This is a genomic window from Enterococcus sp. DIV1096b (genome assembly GCF_050498765.1).
GTDB classification, from domain to species: domain Bacteria; phylum Bacillota; class Bacilli; order Lactobacillales; family Enterococcaceae; genus Enterococcus_D; species Enterococcus_D entomosocium.
Genome location: NZ_JBMHEK010000001.1, coordinates 2765679 through 2782784 on the forward strand (window position 1 = coordinate 2765679; position 17106 = coordinate 2782784).

14 protein-coding genes are annotated in these 17106 nt (G+C 42.2%); 5 read left to right on the plus strand and 9 right to left on the minus strand.

Annotated features, from left to right (window positions below):
• Positions 1-39 precede the first annotated feature (39 nt).
• The 3 genes from IGJ17_RS12975 to IGJ17_RS12985 all read right to left on the minus strand — a co-directional run bounded on the left by IGJ17_RS12975 (position 40) and on the right by IGJ17_RS12985 (position 3336).
• Complete coding sequence (locus IGJ17_RS12975; RefSeq protein WP_005234188.1) at positions 40-873, minus strand: carbohydrate ABC transporter permease; 834 nt, start codon at positions 871-873, stop codon at positions 40-42.
• A gap of 3 nt (positions 874-876) precedes the next feature.
• Positions 877-1836 carry a carbohydrate ABC transporter permease gene (locus tag IGJ17_RS12980; protein ID WP_016608843.1) on the minus strand — a complete coding sequence of 320 codons (960 nt, stop codon included), beginning with the start codon at positions 1834-1836 and terminating at the stop codon, positions 877-879.
• A 189-nt stretch (positions 1837-2025) separates the two neighbouring features.
• A complete protein-coding gene (locus IGJ17_RS12985; protein ID WP_060791387.1) occupies positions 2026-3336 on the minus strand; it encodes an ABC transporter substrate-binding protein in 1311 nt (436 codons plus the stop codon).
• A gap of 265 nt (positions 3337-3601) precedes the next feature.
• Here IGJ17_RS12985 and IGJ17_RS12990 point away from each other — a divergent pair, with 265 nt between their 5' ends.
• From IGJ17_RS12990 to IGJ17_RS13000, 3 genes are read left to right on the plus strand one after another with little or no spacing between them, the layout of a single operon-like run.
• Positions 3602-4258 carry a DUF624 domain-containing protein gene (locus tag IGJ17_RS12990; protein WP_429961490.1) on the plus strand — a complete coding sequence of 219 codons (657 nt, stop codon included), beginning with the start codon at positions 3602-3604 and terminating at the stop codon, positions 4256-4258.
• The gene (locus tag IGJ17_RS12995; protein WP_429961491.1) at positions 4227-5996 is read left to right on the plus strand and encodes a sensor histidine kinase; all 1770 of its coding nucleotides are present in this window, start codon (positions 4227-4229) and stop codon (positions 5994-5996) included. Before IGJ17_RS12990 ends, IGJ17_RS12995 begins: the two co-directional genes overlap by 32 nt.
• Positions 5993-7444 (plus strand): response regulator, encoded by a 1452-nt coding sequence (locus tag IGJ17_RS13000; protein ID WP_005234181.1) that lies wholly within the window; start codon positions 5993-5995, stop codon positions 7442-7444. Before IGJ17_RS12995 ends, IGJ17_RS13000 begins: the two co-directional genes overlap by 4 nt.
• Positions 7445-7600: 156 nt before the next feature.
• On the opposite strand, the gene rhaM is transcribed toward IGJ17_RS13000, so the two are convergent.
• Both rhaM and IGJ17_RS13010 read right to left on the minus strand, forming a co-directional pair.
• A complete protein-coding gene (rhaM, locus tag IGJ17_RS13005; protein WP_429961492.1) occupies positions 7601-7912 on the minus strand; it encodes an L-rhamnose mutarotase in 312 nt (103 codons plus the stop codon).
• Positions 7913-7951: 39 nt separating this feature from the next.
• Positions 7952-9058: a glycoside hydrolase family 88/105 protein gene (locus IGJ17_RS13010; protein WP_429961493.1), complete on the minus strand. Its 1107-nt coding sequence runs from the start codon at positions 9056-9058 to the stop codon at positions 7952-7954.
• A gap of 132 nt (positions 9059-9190) precedes the next feature.
• Here IGJ17_RS13010 and IGJ17_RS13015 point away from each other — a divergent pair, with 132 nt between their 5' ends.
• Entirely contained in the window at positions 9191-10075 is an 885-nt protein-coding gene (locus IGJ17_RS13015; protein WP_429961494.1) for a helix-turn-helix domain-containing protein, read from the plus strand.
• A gap of 124 nt (positions 10076-10199) precedes the next feature.
• Here the strand turns inward: IGJ17_RS13015 and IGJ17_RS13020 are convergent, their stop codons facing one another.
• Both IGJ17_RS13020 and IGJ17_RS13025 read right to left on the minus strand, forming a co-directional pair.
• A complete protein-coding gene (locus tag IGJ17_RS13020; RefSeq protein ID WP_086291860.1) occupies positions 10200-11624 on the minus strand; it encodes a 6-phospho-beta-glucosidase in 1425 nt (474 codons plus the stop codon).
• A gap of 11 nt (positions 11625-11635) precedes the next feature.
• A complete protein-coding gene (locus tag IGJ17_RS13025) occupies positions 11636-13492 on the minus strand; it encodes a beta-glucoside-specific PTS transporter subunit IIABC (protein ID WP_429961495.1) in 1857 nt (618 codons plus the stop codon).
• Positions 13493-13956: 464 nt separating this feature from the next.
• Between IGJ17_RS13025 and IGJ17_RS13030 the strand changes: the two genes are divergently transcribed.
• Positions 13957-14778 (plus strand): MBL fold metallo-hydrolase, encoded by an 822-nt coding sequence (locus IGJ17_RS13030; RefSeq protein ID WP_429961496.1) that lies wholly within the window; start codon positions 13957-13959, stop codon positions 14776-14778.
• Positions 14779-14813: 35 nt separating this feature from the next.
• Here the strand turns inward: IGJ17_RS13030 and IGJ17_RS13035 are convergent, their stop codons facing one another.
• Both IGJ17_RS13035 and IGJ17_RS13040 read right to left on the minus strand, forming a co-directional pair.
• Positions 14814-15701 (minus strand): MurR/RpiR family transcriptional regulator, encoded by an 888-nt coding sequence (locus tag IGJ17_RS13035; protein ID WP_242596050.1) that lies wholly within the window; start codon positions 15699-15701, stop codon positions 14814-14816.
• Between the two features lie 124 nt (positions 15702-15825).
• Complete coding sequence (locus IGJ17_RS13040; protein WP_086291856.1) at positions 15826-17004, minus strand: MFS transporter; 1179 nt, start codon at positions 17002-17004, stop codon at positions 15826-15828.
• Positions 17005-17106 lie beyond the last annotated feature (102 nt).

The following is a 17106-nucleotide window of genomic DNA, read 5'->3' on the forward strand; positions in this document are numbered from 1 at the left end:
AAAAAGATATTCCAAAACAGCGAATATCTTTTTCCACACTTATTTAAGACCCGTCGTGCTGATGCCTTCAACAATGTATTTTTGGAAAATAAAGAAGATGATCAACACAGGCAGCAAGGAGACCACAGACATCGCGAACATCGCTCCCCAATTGGAGGTGCTGCTAGCATCCAGGAACTGCTTCAAGGCAATCGATACCGTGTAGTTTTGCGGACGTGTGAGGTACAGCATCGGTCCGATCAGTTCTTCCCATTTCCAATAGAAAGAGAAGATCGCAGCGTTTGCCAAGGAAGGCTTCATCAACGGTAGAATCACGCGGAAGAAAATACCGACCCGTCCACAGCCGTCCATTTTTGCTGCTTCATCTAAATCTGTCGGGATCGCAGAGACGAATTGGACCATCATGAAAATAAAGAAGGCTTGTCCGAAGTATGAAGGAACGGTTACCGGACGAATCGAGTTAAGCCAGCCTAATTGATTAAACCAAAGATACTGAGGCACCATGATGATCTCTTGCGGCAGCATCATCGTGACCAAGATACAAGCAAACCAAAAGCCTTTTCCTTTGAAAGGAATCCGACCAAATCCATAAGAAATGACAGCCGAAGAACAGACCGCCCCTACCATTGAAATCAACGCGATTTGCAACGAGTTGAAAATATAGCGAATGAAGGGAATCCCTGCGATCCCTTCAAACCCTTTGGTAAAGTTTTCTAACGTCCAGCTTCGGGGGATCAACTCTGTTGCCGTTCGAAAAATGTCACTACTAGGTTTAAAGGCACTAAACAGCAGCCAGAAAATCGGATAAAGCATCAGTAATGCAGCAACTAAGATCACGGCATCAAAGAAATAATTTTGTTTTTGTTCACGCATCAATCAAACCTCCTCGTTTTCTTTAAACACCCAAAATTTCGATGTTGCGAACAACAGAATCGTAATCAACCCAACGATGACCAGTAAAATCCACGCTAAGGCTGAAGCATAGCCCATTTTGAAATCGGTAAAGGCTCGTTGATACATGTACAAGGAATAGACTAACGTGCCGTTACGGGGTGAACCCGTCCCATTCGAAATGATAAACGCAGGTGTAAACGTCAAAAAGGCCATGATCGTTTGATAGATCAGATTAAAAAAGATGATTGGTGTCAGGACTGGGACCGTGATATTGAAAAACTGTCTGATTTTTCCTGCCCCATCAATTTCCGCCGCTTCGTAATAATCTTTTGGAATATTTTTCAAACCGGATAAGAAAATCAACATCGACGAGCCAAATTGCCACGCTGCTAATAAAATCAAGGTCATCAACGCTAAGCCAGGACTTTTAAAGAAGTAGATGGGGTCTAAGCCGATCGCCGCTAGCACGCCATTGATCAATCCTGAATCGCCAAAAAGATTCCGCCACATGATCGAGACCGCCACGCTCCCACCTAAAATCGAAGGGATATAAAATAATACCCGATAAGCGCCGCTTAATTTCGATGGGCGGTTGATCAGCATTGCCACTGCTAATGCGACGATCAGCCGTAAAGGAACTGCCAACACAACATATTTCAGCGTAACAGTCAGTGACTGAACAAACTTGGGATCATTCGTAAAAATCGTTTTAAAGTTATTCCAGCCAACAAATTGCGCCTCTGTCAATAAATCATAGTCATGAAAAGACATAAAAAGAGAAATCCCCATCGGGACGATAATAAAAGCAAAAAAGCCAATGATGAAGGGTGAGATAAATAAGTAGCCTGTAACCATATTCTGTTTTGATTCTGGTAATCGATTAAACCAGCTTTTGAGTTTCCCAGGTTCTTTGGCCGTGGGTGATTTTGATTGTAGTTCCATAATTTTCACTTCCTACCTCCTATAGTTGATTACGCTTACAAGTTGATTTTAACGAAGTGCTTCTTAAGAATGAATAGAAAAAAAAGCACAGAAATGTGAAAAACTAGAGGACCTATATTTTTTGCCTCCATTGTTTCTCCTAAAAAAACGCCTTTACTGAAAAAGTCAGTAAAGGCGCCGCAGCTATGCTTATTGATAGTTTTCTGCAAAAATTTCTTCGCAGCGTTGCGTAAAGGCATCATAGGTTTCTTCTGGTGTCATCGTGCCATAAGTGATCTCTGCGTACAGCTCTTTAAAGTACGTGTTGATTTCAGCAAACCCAATTGGTGGGATTGGGGATGGATCACCAACGATATCTGCAATATCATCTAAGAAATCAGAGGACTCTTGTTCTTCTGGTGTCATGTCGGCATAAAGCAATTCTTTGATGGCATCATTGGAAGGAATCCCCCGCTCAGTACCGATGATCTTATTGGCTTCTTCACTATTCACTAAAAAGTCAACAAACTTCGCAGCTGCTTCTTTTGATTCAGAAGCATTCGCGATCGAATAAAAGAACCCTGGTCGATACGCCATCGCCCCGTTTTCTGAGTCGAATGGACGAGCCAAGTTGATTTCGACATCTTCTGCGGCGGAGGCCTTATAGGTCAAGTATTGATTGGACCAAGTCATCATATAGGCTGCTTTTCCTTGTGAAAACGGATATTGATCCATACTGTTGGCATTGCTAGTCACTTCTGCGGTTGGCATTGCTTTGGCTTCCGTAAGGTCCGCGATAGCCCCCATAAATTCAACCCAGTTTTCTTTGGAAAAACCGATCTCTGGTTTGCCGTCTGCATCGTATTGGTATAGATCTTCGCCTTTAGTACGTAAAAAGTATTGTAAAATCGTACTGTTGTCATTGTTATCATTCCAACCATAATCACCGGTTGCTTCAGCGATCGCTGCCGTACTTTCTACAAGGTCATCGAAGGTATAATTGCTAAAGTCGATCCCAGTGCCCCCTTGTTCTACCAATGATGGATTGTAGAGCATCGCCATCGTATTGACAGAAGTTGGTATGCCAAAAACTTTTCCATCTAACTCGCCAGTTGCTAAAATCGATTCTTTGATATCATCGGTTTGAATCTCATTGCCGATAAATTCCGACATATCTGCTAATTGATTTTTCGTTCCATATTGCGCAATGTACTGCACATCCATCTGGATCACATCAGGTAATTCTCCAGAAGCCGCTTTTGTTGCTAGTTTTTTCCAATGGTCATCCCAAGAACCATATTCATATTCAACTTTGATGTCAGGATTTTGCTTCTCAAATTCTTTGATCGATTCGATATACTTCTCGTGTCTGACTTCTGAGCCCCACCAGGTAAAGGAAATCGTCGTTTTCCCATCTGCATCAGCTTCTGAGCTTCCGCTACTATTGCCGTTGTTGCCACAAGCTGCTAAGGTCGCACCAAGAAACAACAAGCTCGCTGCTTTTAAAAAAGTTTTCTTCATTCTTCTACACTCCTTTTTTGTTTGCGCTTACAAGGTGATTGTAATGGAAATCCTCGTTAATAAAAATGAAAAAACAAGAGCAAATATGTGAAAAACTAGACTGCCGTTTTTGCTGAAGGCTAAGCCTTCACGGGCAATAGCTAGAAAAAAATAGAAAAACAGATGAAAAATGTAAAAAAACAGACATGCTCTATTTTTTCCAATATACTATGCTATACTAGCGTTGAAAAGGCTTACTTTTCAAAAAACAAGGTAGGTGGAAACAATGAAAAAAATACAAACCGGACTGTTTCGTCTTTTTACGGTAACAGCTTATTTTGCTAAATTAAACCTTTTATGGCTTTTCTTTACCCTTTTAGGGTTGGGGATTTTTGGCTTCGGTCCTGCCACCGCTGTCACGATCAAATGTTTACATGATTTTCGTAAAACTGGTCATGACTATTCAGCTGTTGCCTTCTGGCAAGCCTACAAGCAAGCCTTTCGCACCTTTTCCCTTTTTGGCATTGAGCTATTAAGTACAGTACTCCTGTTGTTGTTTAACTTACGGATTACTCATTTTTTCCCGACTGAAATGGCTTGGCTGCGTCCTGTCTATTTACTTTTAACGATTCTCCTCCTTTACACTGCATTCATCAGCTTTATGACCTATGCCAAAGCCGAACAACACGCTTGGAAACAGACCTTGTACGTCAGTATCTTTCTAGTCTTTCGCTACCCACTGCAAGGCCTTGCCTTGTTGTTTACCTGGTATTTATTGTTTCTCTTATTGACTGCCAAAACCTCCTTGTTACTCGTCTTTGGACTAGTGATTTTCTTGTTTTTCGCTGAATTTTTTCATGGTCAGATGATTGAAAAAACCAAACAATTGCAAGCAAAGCGAGGCAGTGTCCATGAAGTCCCAGAAGCTGATCAATCACTTTAAAAAGCAGCCTTTTGAGCGACAGTTACATTTTGTCTTTTTTGCGACGGTGGCAATTATCGTCTCATTGGCTGTTCTCCTGACCTTAGTTTGGCGACAAGTCTACATGGCGCAGCTGAAAGAAGCCGCGTATAAAGATGTCTCGATCATTTCAACAAATATCGCCAAACGTTTAACTGCCGTCGAAACCCTCTCTTTTCGCATTATCGATAGTGCACCGATCCAAAATGGCCTACAAAGGATCTTGGCACAAGATTCCTTGCAATCCTTAGAGGCGATCGACCAAAAGAATGCCTTAAGTGCAGAAATCAACGCCCTCGTACGCAATGAATCAACGATTCAAAACGTCTATCTCTTTACCCCAACGAACGAAAACATGATCAACTTTCTAGCCGAGACCGACCATATCTTTAATGGCCAAACCATCAAAGATATGATCGAGACTTTGCCCGATAAGCCTGCCAAAGGGAGTTGGTTTTTTGCAAAGGACCTTTCTCAAGGTGTCTACCTGCGAAAAATCTATTCAACAGCCGATCTTTCTTTGACCTATATTGGTACGGTGATATTTCTAGTCAATACGTCCTTCTTTCGTAACGAGATCGAAAGTCTTCCCATTGTCTCTGAACAAAACCAATTTTTCATGGCGTATCAGAACCAATTTTATAGTACCGCAAATGACGAGCAAACCCTCGCTGCGGATCAAAATACCTTGCAGCAGAAAATGGAAACCTTCCAGCGATCGATCGGCTCCATGACGTTTGATAATCGCCAGTACTACTATGCAATGGATCGGAAGACGATGCCGAATATGACCTTCATTTATTTACTGCCTGAAAACCAAGTCTTAGCGGATCTTTATAAACTACAAGGCCTTTCCATCGCTGTGAGTTTGCCTTTTTTATGTTTGATTATTGTTGTGATTCGGAAAATAAGCAATCAGCTGACCCGACCTTTAGCTGACTTGGCTTCGCAAATGGCCGTTCTGCGGAAAACGAAAAAACTGGCCTCTTTAAAGACCCTCGCTGTCCCAGAAAATAGTCAAGAAGAGATCATGGTCCTTTACGAAAGCTACAATACGATGATCGATGAATTAAATGCCTTGATCAAGGACAATTATGAAATGCGTATTTTGTCCCAAGAAATCGAATTTAAGGGATTGCAAGCGCAATTAGATCCACATTTTCTCTACAATACGTTAGACTCGATCAACTGGATCGCCATTGAAAATCAGCAGTGGCAGATCTCAGAGATGGTCACCTCCCTTGCCTATTTGTTTCGTAAAAAAATCGATACCAAGTCTGACTTCACGACGCTGCAAGATGAGTTAGATATCGTGCATGCCTATATCAATATTCAAAACGTTCGCTTCGGGAAACGGATCGAGTATATCGAAGTAATTTTGGTGAATGACCTGTCCTTTAAGATTCCTAAGTTACTAATTCAACCATTGATTGAAAATGTCTTTAAATACGCCGTCAATGATATGAAGGAAACGTGTCGACTCATCCTCACGATTGAACAACAAGCAACCTTTCTCCAAGTCAGTGTCTCTGACAATGGCCCTGGTTTTAAAGCCAACTTCTCTATTGAAAAAGAAGGCGGCATCGGATTGACCAATATTCAAAAACGATTGCAACTGCATTATGGTGATCAAGCGTCGTTAGCCATCGTCTCCTCGATTCCCTTCAAAAAGACGACGGTGCGCTTTGTGATCCCCTTAAAAGGAGTGAGTGAAACATGAAAAATATCCTCGTTGTTGACGATGAACCCTTGATAGCAAATGGTGTGGCTAACCTCGTTGCTTCTTTTGATTTCCCATTAGTGGTCAAAGGAATTTACACAGACAGTGAAGAAGCCTTGGCATTTTGTCAGCAAAACACCATCGACATCGTGATTACCGACATCAATATGCCTAAAGTCAATGGACTTGCCTTGATCAAAAAATTAAAAGCCATCAATCCTGCGATTCAAATCATTATTTTGACAGGCTTTGGCAGCTTCTCCTTTGCCAAAGAAGCGATGGCTTTAGGGGTCAAATTTTTCCTTGAAAAACCTGTTTTTCCGAGCAAGCTTTCAGAAGCGTTGGCTGAGACGATCGAACGCTCTGAACGTCGCCAAATGGAATCTACCCTCTATTTAAAACAACAAATTGAACAATACATCAATAGCTGCGGAGAAGAACCGCTGCCTGAATCGTTCGTTTTTCCATTTTGTATGTACTTATTTGATTCGAAATTCTATCACGCCATCGCTAAGCGGATCGAAAGCTATGAGAACCATCACGAGTTGGTGATCGGTCATCAAAACAAAGTTGGCTATATCCTGAACTTCAGTACGGAAAATACCTTTAATCTCTTTTTTAAAACGAAGGTACAGGCTGCGCATCTAGGAAAAGGGATCGCCATCAATTGCTGGGTCGAAACTCCCGAAAAATTTTTACTCAGTTATCATTTAGGCAAGCGGAACTTGGATAAGGAGTTTTATTTTGATACCTTTGAAGTCATCCAAGAAGCCCAAATCTCACAAGAAAATGTCTATGAAAATAGTCTCTATATGGAATACCGTGAAAAACTTTTGGCATTGATCGACAAAGGCGAACTGACTTTAGCCCAAGTTCTTACGGAAAACTTTTTTTCTACCTGTCGCATGGAGCTTTACCCTGTCCAACTATTGCGGCTGCAGGTCAACGATTTGTTATCGGCAATTTTTGAAAACCATCGCATCAAAAAAGACATTTACTTTGATGACTATTCCCCAAAGATCATGCTCTTGAATAATTGGCATGAACTCCAGTTTATGCTGCTTCACTGTATCGATTTGATGCGGGGCAGCTTAGATGATAGCGAGAACATGCAGCTGTCCCAAAAGGTCAACCTGATCATCGAAGAATATTATGACCATGAAGCATTGTCATTGAAATGGATCGCAGCCCATCTTTTGTACTTAAATCCTGAATACTTAGGAAAAACCTATTACAAAGAAACCGGGATTCGCTTCAATCAAAAATTAGCCGAATACCGCATCCAAAAAGCACAAGAACTGCTGAAGAAAAACTACAAAGTATACGAAGTGGCAGCGATGACGGGCTTTAGCAATGCGCCTGAATATTTTGTTCAAACGTTCAAAAAGATTACTGGTATGACACCAAAGAAATTTTTGAAGCAACAAGAAAAAGCCCTTCTCTCTTAACGTTTCTTCAATAACGAAAGCATTGTTTTGCTATTTCAACAAAAGAGGTAGTCCGCTCACGAATGTGAGCGAACTACCTCTTTGGCTAACCAGTGATTGATGTCAAACAACTGATGCGACCGTGTTCGTTTTAAGGAATGAGCATTTTTGTCTAGCTTACAGCGTAAAGACTTCCTTTAACTCCTGTGTCACTGGCGAATCATCCGAATTTGTTTCCATGAGTTCTGCCATGTAATGCCACCATTTTTGGTTGATCTCGGTTGCCGCTAACTGCTGCCAGCGGGTTTCATCTTCAATCTCAAGGTAGCCAAACAACGCAAGGGTTTCTGGATCTAAGAAAATCTGGTAGCTTTTCGCCCCGTGTGCTATGAGCTGCTCTTTTAGTTCTGGCCATAGTTCGCTATGCCGTTTTTCATATTCTGCTTCATAACCAGGATGTAGCTTCATCCGAATCGCTTTTTTGATCATCTTTGTTTGCTCCTCTCTTTATTGCGTAAGGTGTTTAACTTAACAAAATGAAACCAATAGTTCAGTAAATGCTAAGACTGTCAGTGATTGCCCGTAAGGCATCGCCGTAATCGCAATGTTTTTGTAGTACTCCAAGTCTTCTCCCATTCCAGTGCCGATGGAAACATTTTGGACTTCTCCATCTTCTGCGACTTGTTCGATCAAACCGGCTAACGCTTTATAGGCAACATCTTCCCAAGCTTTGTCAATGTAACGCTTATGAACGGCTTTTAAAATCCCATAGGCAAAACCAGCCGTCGCGGAAGCCTCCACATACGAGCTAGGATCGTCTAACAAGGTGTGCCACAGGCCACTTTCATCTTGCATTTCTTGCAAGGCAGTTAGTTGGTCTAAGAGGGTATTGATCAAGAAGCTACGTAACGCATCTCCTTCTCGCAAGTCGAGAATTTCAATGATCTCAGGAATCGCAATGGTGATCCAGCAGTTGCCTCTTGCCCAAAGCGCTTGTGCATAATTGTGGCGTTCTTCAAAGGTCCAGCCGTGGAACCAAAGCCCAGTTTTTTTATCCACTAAGTATTTGATATGGATCATAAATTGTTGTTTTGCTTCTTCGATATAAGCCGGACGATTCAGCAACATGCCAATTTTCGCCAAAGGCAAAGCGGTCATCATCAAGGTATCGTCCCAAAGCTGGTTGCGATTTTCTGGTCCATAGGTCGCATGCTGCAGACCATTTTCATCGGTTCGCGGCATATCATGCATGACCCATTCCGCCCATTGTTCAAGGTACGACAAGTAACGAGAATCCTTGGTGTCTTCATAAAGATACGCCATTGCCAAAAGCGGCGCCATCGTGTTGACATTTTTAGGCGGCGCGCCTTCTAACATCCGCTGCTCAAACCATTCTTCCACAACTTGGAGCGCTTTGGGATTTTTGGTGATTTGGTAGTTTTTATAAATGCCGTATAGTCCCACCCCTTGCGGCCAGTTCCAAATCCCCCAGCTTTTATCATCAACGATCAAGCCGTCAAAGTCTAATAGAAATTCACCATTGTCATCCTTGATCGTCGTTAAATTTTCGATCATGCGATCAATTTTTTCTTCTACGACACGTTTTTCCACAAATAACTGTTCTAAAATCACCATTGGGTTCATCCTCTCATTTCTCTTTGATAGATTGATCGTAACACGCTTACATTTGCATAAAAATAGCAGTTATTGACACTTTACTATCTATTCTTGTATGATGAAAACAACCGAGTACGAAAGGAGCCACTCATGGAGAAGCAAAGTGCGGATACGATGATCAACGATCGCTTTGAGGCCTTTCATATCAGAGACATCGTAGAAGAAAACAATACCCTTTATCATTACCATAGTTTTTATGAGATTCACTGTACCTTAAAAGGATCAGCGGTCTTCTTTATCGATGGCGGAGAATTCCCTCTAGAACCTGGTACGATCATCTTGATTCCTCCAAACGTCTTGCATCGAATCGTCCATCAAACTTCTGATTTTTTCGAGCGAACCTACCTGTATATCAATCCTAGTTATCTCGCTGCCCTCTCCACTACCCAAACAGATCTCACTGCCTGTTTTCGTAGCAACGGCGGCATCAACAGTCGTATTTTATCGATCGATGCTGACCAACTAGACCGGCTACTGCGACCTTTGCGCAAAAAAATGGATAGCAATTATGGTGCCGACTTACTTTATCAAAATCATTTGATTGCGTTTTTGATTTCCATCAATACGATTGCCTATCAGGAAAAAGAACCGCTGTTTTTATCCGACTCACTCTATAAAAATAAAGATATTTTGGCTGCCATTACCTATATCAATCAGCATTTGACCGCTGATCTCTCCTTAGAGACCGTCGCCAAAGCCCTTTTCATGAGTCCATACTCGCTTTCTCGGACCTTCAAAAAAGAAACTGGCGTCGCCTTTCATGCCTATGTCGTCAAGAAACGACTCTTAAAGAGCAAAGAAATTTTACGTAAAACCAGAAGCGCCACCGCCACCTTCGAAGCTTGCGGCTTCAACTCCTATACCCATTTTTTACGCTGCTTCAAACAAGAATTTCAGCTGACACCTAAAGAGTTTTTACAAGAAGAAGCCCAAAATCAGTTTGTCCGTTTTACACATTTTGCAGGAAAAAAATAGCAAGCAGATGAAAAGCGTCCACCATTGGCTCGTGTAAAAAAAGAGTTCCTGCTTCTCTATCCTGAAATTACATGACACAATACAAAAAGAATGACACATTTTCTCGTGTCATTCTTTTTGTATATTATAAAACTTCCCCATTTGAAGCGATCACTTTTTTATACCACTCAAAGGATTTTTTCTTGGTTCGTTTCAAGGTGCCCTTGCCTTGATCGTCTCGATCCACGTAGATAAAGCCGTAGCGTTTACTCATTTGACCGGTGCTGGCTGCTACAAGATCAATACAACCCCAAGTAGTATAACCAAGTAGTTCCACACCATCGATCGTCACCGCATCTTTAAAGGCTTGAATATGTTTTTTTAAATAGTCGATTCGATAATCGTCTGCGACAAACCCATTCTCATCAGGGGTATCGATCGCCCCTAACCCATTTTCTACGATAAACAACGGTTTTTGATAGCGATCATACAATTGATTCAATGAATTTCTCAGTCCTAACGGATCAATCTGCCACCCCCACTCAGTCGATGGTAGATGTTCATTTTTAATTGATGGAAAGAGATTCCCTGTCGCTTGCGCATAGTCTTCTGAATGGGCACTGACCGTTCGCGAACAGTAATAAGAAAAACTGACAAAATCAACCGGCGAAGCCGCTAAAATCGCCTCGTCCTCAGGTGTTATTTTGATCGTTAAGCCTTCTCGTTCAAATTTTTTCAAGGCATAATTGGGGTATTTGCCTCGGGCTTGCACATCGATAAAGAAATAGCCTTCGCGATCACGATTGATTGCTTCTTGGTAATCTTCAGGTCGGCAAGTATAAGGATAATGACTGCCACCAGCCAGCATACAACCAACTTGATTGGTCGGATCGATCTCATGAGCCTTTTGGGTTGCTAAGGCACTGGCGACTAACTGGTGATGCGCTGCTTGGTATTTGATTTCTTGACGATTGTCCCCTTCTTTAAAGACGATCCCGCCACCTACAAAGGGCTGATGCAGCAAAATATTGATTTCATTGATTGTCAGCCAATATTTGACCAACCCGCGATAGCGCTGGAAGACGGTTTCCGCATAGGTCACATAGAAATCAATGAGGCGGCGATTTTTCCAGCCCCCAAATTCCTTGATCAAATGCAGCGGAACATCGAAGTGGGCAATCGTGACTAATGGCTCGATTTGATGTTTTCTCAATTCTTTGAAGATTTTCTCATAAAAAAGCAATCCTTCTTCGTTGGGCTCTTCGTCATTGCCATTTGGAAAAATCCGTGACCAAGAAAGTGACATCCGGTACACGTTAAAACCCATTTCGGCAAAAAGGGCAATATCTTCCATATAATGGTGGTACATATCAATGGCCGTTTGGGCTGGATAAAAAGAATCTTCCTGCCATTCCAACATTTCCAGTTCACCCGCAGCGACCTTTGCGCGATCAGGACCAATTGGTAAGAGGTCGACATTTGATAAGCCACGTCCTCCTGCTAATACGCCACCTTCTGCTTGATTGGCAGCCGTTGCACCACCCCATAAAAAATCATCTGACAATCCCATGTTATTTCCTCCTAGACTTTGACTACAAGTACTTCCTCTTCTTTAGCTACCAATCCTTCTTTCACAAGTTCGACTGTGGTATATTGTGGTGTATTGGTAACGATGATTGGTACTTGTGTGAGATATCCTGCAGCTTTTATCTGCTGCACATCAAACGTCAGCAATCGCTGCCCTTTTGTAACTTTTTGCTCTGCTTCTACTAACGCATCAAAATACTGACCATTTAGTTCCACTGTGTCTAAACCGACATGGATCAACAATTCAATTCCGGTGTCTGAAACCAAGCCAATCGCGTGTTTGGTAGGAAAAACAGCAGCGACTTTTCCATCAAACGGCGCAATGACTTCACCGATGGGTTCATCGACCGCAAATCCTTTTCCGAGTGCTTCAGAAGCAAATGCGTCATCTTTGACTTGATTCAGTGGAATCACATTTCCTGGTACAGGATTGATCAATTGGGTATCTTCTAAGACTACTGCTTTCATCTCCGGAACATCAATTGTCACTTTTGTTTCATATTTGAAACTTAAGGCATAGGTAACGACCGCACTCACCACAGCAGCAATCACCAATGCGAGAATGATGTTCCAAAAATAGCGCATCGTATCATCACCGATATATAGTAAGACTGCTGGGAGACCAGACGAACCGGTCGCAAAGCGATGCGTATTGGTCAAGCCAGCATACAAACCACCAGAAGCCCCACCAATCATTGCCGCAACCAACGGATATTTTTTGGGCAAATTGATGCCATATAAAGCGGGTTCGGTAATCCCCATGTAGGCAGTAATCGCCCCTGATACCGCCAACTGCTTAGTTTTTTTCTCTTTCGTACGCAACGCAACAACTGCTACTGCGGTTGCTTGAGCAATGTTTGAGACCAATGCCCCTGGACCAAAAATACTGTCATACCCAAGTTCTGCCATTTGCATCACCCCTAAAGGAGCAATCCCATTGTGCAATCCAAACATCACCATGATTGGTAAAAAGCCCCCAATCAAAACCGCTGGTACCCAGCTAGCATGGACACTTAAGAAGGTAAAGAAAGTTGCCAAATAGCCACCCAAGATACTACCGATCGGTCCAAATAGCGAGAAGGCTAATGTACCCATTATCAAGAATGTTAGCATTGGAACAAAAACCAGTTCTACTGATTTTGGAATCACTTTGTTCAAAAACTTTTCGACATACGATTGGAAAAAAATCACGATCAGGATCGGAATGACTGATCCCGTATAGTTTGCTAATGTAAAAGGAATAACCCCAAAAAAGTGAACGGGTTCGCCTGCTGTGACCAAGGCACCCCAATTAGGATGCATCATCATAGCAGCCACTGAAGCGGCTAAAATCGGATTGCATCGCAATTTTTGTGCCACAGTGAAGGCCAGGATCATTGGTAAGAAGAAGAAAACACCATCTGCAAAAAGATTCAGCATGTAATAGGTTTGCGAATCAGCGGTGATCACATCAAAGACAATCAACAAAGCCAAAACTGCCTTAACCATTCCAGCACCGGACAATGCCGGAATAATTGGTTGAAACGTTCCTGCCACAAAATCGATCACTGCAGCTGCCGGTCCTTTTTTCTCCCCAGGTTCCGACGCCCCTGATGATTGAAGCGAAACCAATTTTGTGACTTCTTCATAGACATCTTTGACATGTGTTCCAATCACGACTTGATGTACCCCTGCGTTATTGATGTATTTGGCAACCCCATCGAGTGCCTCTAGTTCTCCTTGATCTATCCGCTTTTCATCTTTGACTTTAAAGCGTAATCGTGTTTGACAATGATAGGCATCCGTGATATTTTCTTGTCCCCCCAGATACTGGACGATTTTTTTTGCTAATGATTGATAATTTCCACTCATACATTCCACCCCTAGATAAATTTCAAAGAAAATCTATGTTGTATGTGCTCACCGGTAAAACATACTGTTCTTTCTGCCAGCAATGTACCATTTTTAGATAGCGGTTCCAATACATTTTCCTAAAGTCGAAATGGATTTCACCTTTTCATTAAATACCGCTCTTTTTTCGAAATTTATTCCATTAAAAGACCAAACATCGCCTTGACGAAGCCACTAGAAACAATGATATAATTTACTAGATGATTGTGTTACTTTTGATTTACTGCGATCATAATAGGCTTTTAAACGTAATGGATCTACCAACCAAAAAGAACACCCCGATGATCCCGCAACAACGGATCAAACCACTGCTTCTTCCCCCAACCATTGAAGCAATCCTTATTGAATCACCGATTTGATCTACCGGTTATGAACGGCTATTTTGCGTTGGCTTTATAAAAAACAGGCGAAGGGAACGACGGAAAATGACAAATGCGAAACAAGCAATGCCTCCAAAAACGATTTTTTTTCATGAAGACGCTTTTCAAAAAACAGATCAAACGATCATTCGCTGGTTAGGAAACTCTGGTATTCTTCTAAACAGCCGTGGTACTTGTATCATGGTCGATCCGGTCCTAGAAGGATTTGACCTGCCGTTACTGATCGATCTGCCAACCAAACCGTCGGCAGTTCCTCACTTAGATGCGGTATTGATCACCCATTCGGATAACGATCATTACAGCATTCCGACAATTGACAAACTAGTTTCTGTTACCGACAGCTTTCATGGACCCAAGTATGTCGCCGAACTTATGCAAGAGCACTTTCAAGTTGCTGCCCAAGGTCACGAAATCTATGATTCATTCACCGTTAAAAATTTGGAGATTTCTTTAACAAAGGCGTATCACCTTTGGCAAAATGAGACGACAAAATTTGACCGTGTCTTCCAAATTGAGGACTATTGCGGCTTTTGGATCGATACCCCGGATGGTTCCTTATGGATTCCTGGCGATTCTCGTCTTTTACCAGAGCAATTAGAGATGCCTCAACCAGATGCGATCTTGTTCGACTTTAACGACAATGCTTGGCATATCGGCTTTGAAAACGCCGTGAAACTGGCAAATACCTATCCTCATGCTGACTTGATCCTCTCCCACTGGGGTACAGTGGATGCTCCGCATATCGATGCCTTTAATGGGGATCCTGAAGCTTTGTACGATCGGATCGTCAATCCAAAGCGGATTCGTCTTGTCGCTGCCGGTGAGCCGATTGAATTGAAATTAACCACTTTCAACAATTTAGAATAGGGAAAAAGGACCACACCGTTTTTGGTGTGGTCCTTTTATTCTTCTGCCATCTCTTTAAACGTCGTTTTTCGGCTCGTCTCTAAAAAACGAGCATTGGTGATTTTCATTTGGATATTTTCCTGATAATCGAGGGAAAAAATCTTAGCAAACAAAACTGTCAAAAGGAATTGAATCGATTCTTCTGTGGAAAAATTTCCGATTTTAGAATACAGTTTTTCTCGGCTAGCAATCGTTAAGACGATCGTCGAATAGTCCCGCAAATAGTTCTCTCCACCACTCGTAATACTGATAATCGGCACACCATTTTTCAACAATGTTTTCACATTTTTCATAGGATACGTTTCTGAATTATTACCAGAATAAGAGATAAGAATGGCACAATCCTGTGGGGTCAGCGTATTAGAAATCAAGCCAGATTCATCCGCATCTGCAAGAAAGGCTTTTTTATGGATCGTGTTTAAGTTGCGTTTAAACAGCTGTCCGAAATAAGAATTTGGACTGCGCCCATAGATGACGATGGTTTGAGCTCCATTGATGAGCCGAGCGGCTTGATTCAGGTCTTTCACTGTCATAAGTGAAGCTGTTTCTTTAATCGTCTGTATGCGCAAGTTCGCCAAGTTTTCAATGATTTCTAATGTATCTGCCGCCTCACCAAAAGGAATGTTCACATCGATCGTTGCTGAGCCATCATCAAAATGAGCCAATTCGTGCATGAAGGCATATACAAATTCTTTCCAACCAGAAAAGCCAAAATATTTTGCAAAACGGACCAGCGTCGGCTTGGAAGTATGGGTCAGTTTTGCGATTTCTTCCATGCTATACTCACTAACTTTTTCTCGATTGCTTAATAAAAAGTCACCGATCGTTCGTCTCGCGTCATTTTGTTTAAACGCTGCTTCTTCAATTTTTTGAAAAAGATACATCTGGTTCTCCCCTCTGATTGCTGCTGTTAGTTTTACACGTCCCATTCATTCACGTTTCTTTCTATTAAAAGCAATGAAGGTGATGAATTGAAGACGAAAAAGCGTGGAGCACGCCAGCGTATGCCTACCCTCGTTCAAAATACAAAAAGAATTTATTTCCTAAAAGGGCGATCATACCAATCAGACATAGCATGCCCCCTGATAAGATCATCTGCATCCCTGCTGTTTCATTGCCACTGACTAGTATCAGCAAGCGTGATGCATAAGGTGCTAACGTGACCCCTAAATTGTAAGCAACGATCGAAACGATCGTGCCAAACTTAGCTTCTGCTTCACCACCAGTTGTCAGTAAGTGAGTGAAAAATGGCATGATGCTACGAAAGGCAAAACCTAATAGTAAAGAACAACCCAAGAGTAGCCCCACCGTCTGCAAGGGATAGGTCAAATAGATGCTGCTTCCTGCAAGCAATGCCGCAATGGGCAGCAACCAGCGATGTAGGCGACTGTATATCAAGCCAAAGGCATTGCCGGCGATAAATGCCCCCGTCGCAATGGCGGCGATCATGTTACTGCCTTCGGTGGCGTCCCCGATTCCTTTTTCCAATAACAATGGTGTGATCTGTAAATTGTAATTGATAAACAAGACAACGATTAGAAACAAGAGCACACCCAGAATGAATGATCGCTGTTTCCGTTCTTTTGAAACCGTGACGTTCGCCAATAACATCTCATTAGTCACAGCCTGTGTTTCGTTTGGAATAAATAGCTGGACAAAGAAGAGACTGATCAGGGCAAAGCCATAAACCAAGAAGGACATTTCCCAACTGATTTTCACTAGCTGCCCAACCAGCAAAGTCATAAAGATACCACCTAAACCACCGACGGCACTTTCTAATCCAAGGGCTTTGGCTTTCTTTTGCGGCTCATTTTGAAACAGCAAACTAATCATTTGAATCGCCAAACGATTGAATAAGCCGATCCCGAAGCCAAGAATCCCTCGAGAAAGAAACAAGACGGGAAAGCTCCCCTGATACCATGCCGGCAGCGTGCCAAAAACTGCCACAATGACCAAGCCGGTGACCATCGTGTATTTTTTGCCGATCCTTTTTTCGATCATGCTGGTAGTAAAAATCCCCAGTAAAAGAAACAATGACGGAATTGTGGTCAGTAACCCAATGTAGACCGCTTCAACTTCTGGAAAGCTTGCCGCAATCGCTGGAACATTGGCAGAAATCGCCGGTGCCGAATAGACGACCATTGCCACCGATAGTAGTGCCAGCAACTTCATAGAAAAAAATTTCATAAATACCCCTTTCCTTAAAAACACCTTTTCTTCCTTGTATCTGAACCCAATAGTCCAAGATGACAAAGTGATCCTTTCACTACCTTATTATTCGCTAGATTA

What these genes read in the sequence shown, in the direction of transcription:
- IGJ17_RS13010 (WP_429961493.1), bottom strand. Translation starts at nt 9,058, where the DNA reads ATGGTGATTTTAGAACAGTTATTTGTGGAAAAACGTGTCGTAGAAGAA.
- IGJ17_RS12990 (WP_429961490.1), top strand. Translation starts at nt 3,602, where the DNA reads ATGAAAAAAATACAAACCGGACTGTTTCGTCTTTTTACGGTAACAGCT.
- IGJ17_RS12975 (WP_005234188.1), bottom strand. Translation starts at nt 873, where the DNA reads ATGCGTGAACAAAAACAAAATTATTTCTTTGATGCCGTGATCTTAGTT.
- IGJ17_RS13040 (WP_086291856.1), bottom strand. Translation starts at nt 17,004, where the DNA reads ATGAAATTTTTTTCTATGAAGTTGCTGGCACTACTATCGGTGGCAATG.
- rhaM (WP_429961492.1), bottom strand. Translation starts at nt 7,912, where the DNA reads ATGATCAAAAAAGCGATTCGGATGAAGCTACATCCTGGTTATGAAGCA.
- IGJ17_RS13020 (WP_086291860.1), bottom strand. Translation starts at nt 11,624, where the DNA reads ATGGGATTGTCAGATGATTTTTTATGGGGTGGTGCAACGGCTGCCAAT.
- IGJ17_RS13035 (WP_242596050.1), bottom strand. Translation starts at nt 15,701, where the DNA reads ATGTATCTTTTTCAAAAAATTGAAGAAGCAGCGTTTAAACAAAATGAC.
- IGJ17_RS12980 (WP_016608843.1), bottom strand. Translation starts at nt 1,836, where the DNA reads ATGGAACTACAATCAAAATCACCCACGGCCAAAGAACCTGGGAAACTC.
- IGJ17_RS12985 (WP_060791387.1), bottom strand. Translation starts at nt 3,336, where the DNA reads ATGAAGAAAACTTTTTTAAAAGCAGCGAGCTTGTTGTTTCTTGGTGCG.
- IGJ17_RS12995 (WP_429961491.1), top strand. Translation starts at nt 4,227, where the DNA reads ATGAAGTCCCAGAAGCTGATCAATCACTTTAAAAAGCAGCCTTTTGAG.
- IGJ17_RS13015 (WP_429961494.1), top strand. Translation starts at nt 9,191, where the DNA reads ATGGAGAAGCAAAGTGCGGATACGATGATCAACGATCGCTTTGAGGCC.
- IGJ17_RS13025 (WP_429961495.1), bottom strand. Translation starts at nt 13,492, where the DNA reads ATGAGTGGAAATTATCAATCATTAGCAAAAAAAATCGTCCAGTATCTG.
- IGJ17_RS13030 (WP_429961496.1), top strand. Translation starts at nt 13,957, where the DNA reads ATGACAAATGCGAAACAAGCAATGCCTCCAAAAACGATTTTTTTTCAT.
- IGJ17_RS13000 (WP_005234181.1), top strand. Translation starts at nt 5,993, where the DNA reads ATGAAAAATATCCTCGTTGTTGACGATGAACCCTTGATAGCAAATGGT.